The sequence below is a fragment of the Streptomyces sp. NPDC002580 genome, assembly GCF_042889485.1.
Lineage (GTDB): Bacteria > Actinomycetota > Actinomycetes > Streptomycetales > Streptomycetaceae > Streptomyces.
Genome location: NZ_JBIAQZ010000003.1, coordinates 547,465 through 550,161, shown reverse-complemented (window position 1 = coordinate 550,161; position 2,697 = coordinate 547,465). Strand labels below are relative to the sequence as shown.

The window sequence follows — 2,697 nt, the reverse complement described above, 5'->3', positions numbered from 1 at the left end:
TATGTTGTGGACGTGTGCGGGGGGGCGGCGGTGTCGGTTCTTGGGGGGGGGGGGGTGGTTGGGCGCCCCCGGGGGTGAGGGGGGGGGGGGGGCGCCCCGGGTGCGGGGGGCCCCACACCCCATCTGGTCGGCCGAGGCGAGGGGGAGCCTCGACGCGCCCGGCCGCGCAATGGAATGTCAGAGAAAAGCGGGCGAGGGCCGGGCGGGTAGGTGCCCCGGGCGGAGTATGCGGGGGAGGCGTTCGACGGACGGCGTGGCGGGCTTCCGCGACGGCAGGGGCCGCCACCACCGCTCCCTCCTCCTGACTCCCTCGCCCCGTTGTTCCCCGTGCCCCTTGCCCCTTGCTTCTTGCCCCGTTCCCCGCTGGACGTGGTCTGGTCGTTGTGAACCGGGTGGCCGGAGCGTTCGTGCTCCAGGTTGCGGGCTCGTATGTTCTCCCGAGGGGGCATCCGGGACGTATCACCGGCGAGGAGGTGCCGCGTGGAGCGCCTGCCCGGACCGGCGCCACTCGATAGGTCTAAACCAATTCCAGATCGGGCCTTGTCACCGGGCCCCTGGTCTGATGAGCTGTGGCCTGGGACACAACGGACACCCTGGGAAAGGGAGATGTCGTGAGCAACGAAAGCCTGGCCAACCTGCTGAAGGAAGAGCGCAGGTTCGCGCCGCCCGCCGACCTGGCGGCGAACGCCAATGTCACCGCGGAGGCGTATGAGCAGGCCAAGGCTGACAGGCTCGGCTTCTGGGCCGAGCAGGCCCGTCGGCTGACCTGGGCCACCGAGCCGACCGAGACGCTGGACTGGTCGAACCCGCCGTTCGCCAAGTGGTTCGCCGACGGGAAGCTGAACGTCGCGTACAACTGCGTGGACCGGCACGTCGAGGCCGGCAACGGCGACCGCGTCGCCATCCACTTCGAGGGCGAGCCGGGCGACAGCCGGGCCATCACCTACGCCGAGCTCAAGGACGAGGTGTCGCGGGCCGCGAACGCCCTCACCGAGCTGGGTGTCGGCAAGGGCGACCGGGTGGCCGTCTACCTGCCGATGATTCCCGAGGCAGTCGTCGCGATGCTGGCGTGTGCCCGTATCGGCGCCGCGCACTCGGTGGTGTTCGGCGGGTTCTCCGCCGACGCGATCGCCACCCGCATCCAGGACGCCGACGCCAAGTTGGTCATCACCTCCGACGGCGGCTACCGGCGCGGGAAGCCGTCCGCGCTCAAGCCGGCCGTCGACGAGGCGGTGTCCCGGGTCGACGGGGTCGACAAGGTGCTGGTCGTACGCCGTACGGGTGAGGACGTCGCCTGGACCGAGGGCCGCGACGTGTGGTGGCACGACATCGTCGGACGGCAGTCGGCCGAGCACACGCCGGAGGCGTTCGACGCCGAGCACCCGCTGTTCATCCTCTACACCTCCGGGACCACCGGGAAGCCGAAGGGCATCCTGCACACCTCGGGCGGCTACCTCACGCAGGCCTCGTACACACACCACGCCGTCTTCGACCTGAAGCCGGAGACCGACGTCTACTGGTGCACGGCCGACATCGGCTGGGTCACCGGGCACTCCTACATCACCTACGGGCCGCTCTCGAACGGCGCGACGCAGGTGATGTACGAGGGGACGCCGGACACGCCGCACCAGGGCCGGTTCTGGGAGATCATCCAGAAGTACGGGGTGACGATCCTCTACACGGCGCCCACCGCGATCCGGACGTTCATGAAGTGGGGCGACGACATCCCCGCCAAGTTCGACCTCAGCAGCCTGCGGGTGCTCGGGTCGGTCGGCGAGCCGATCAACCCCGAGGCGTGGATCTGGTACCGCAAGCACATCGGCGGGGACCGCACCCCGATCGTCGACACCTGGTGGCAGACCGAGACCGGCGCGATGATGATCTCGCCGCTCCCCGGAGTCACCGAGACCAAGCCCGGCTCCGCGCAGCGGGCGCTGCCCGGCATCGCGGCGACGGTCGTCGACGACGAGGCGAACGAGGTCCCCGACGGCGGAGGCGGCTACCTCGTGCTGACCGAGCCGTGGCCGTCCATGCTCCGCACCATCTGGCGCGACGACCAGCGGTTCCTCGACACGTACTGGTCGCGCTTCGAGGGCAAGTACTTCGCCGGGGACGGTGCCAAGAAGGACGACGACGGCGACATCTGGCTCCTCGGCCGCGTCGACGACGTGATGCTCGTGTCCGGGCACAACATCTCGACGACCGAGGTCGAGTCGGCCCTCGTCTCCCACCCTTCGGTCGCCGAGGCGGCCGTCGTGGGCGCGGCGGACGAGACCACCGGACAGGCCATCGTCGCCTTCGTCATCCTGCGCGGGACTGCCTCCGCCGAGGACGCCGGACTGGTCGCGGACCTGCGCAACCACGTCGGCACCGTCCTCGGCCCGATCGCCAAGCCCAAGCGGGTCCTGCCGGTGGCCGAGCTGCCCAAGACCCGGTCGGGCAAGATCATGCGCCGCCTGCTGCGCGACGTGGCCGAGAACCGCGAACTCGGTGACGTCACGACCCTCACCGACTCCACGGTGATGGACCTCATCCAGACCAAGCTGCCGGCCGCGCCCAGCGAGGACTGACGCGGGCTCACCCCGCACGCCCGGCGCGCGGGGGGGGGGGGGGCCCCCGGGGGGCCCCCCCCCCCCCCCCCGCCCCCCCCCCCCCCCCCACGGAACGCCCCGACCCCGCGGAACGCGCGGGGGGTGC

General features: G+C 71.3%; 1 protein-coding gene. It reads left to right on the top strand.

What is annotated here, in order from left to right; all coding sequences use genetic code 11:
• The first annotated feature begins 569 nt into the window (after window positions 1-569).
• Entirely contained in the window at window positions 570-2,570 is a 2,001-nt protein-coding gene (acs, locus tag ACFYW7_RS13430) for an acetate--CoA ligase (protein WP_389501347.1), read from the top strand.
• The last annotated feature ends 127 nt before the right edge of the window (window positions 2,571-2,697 follow it).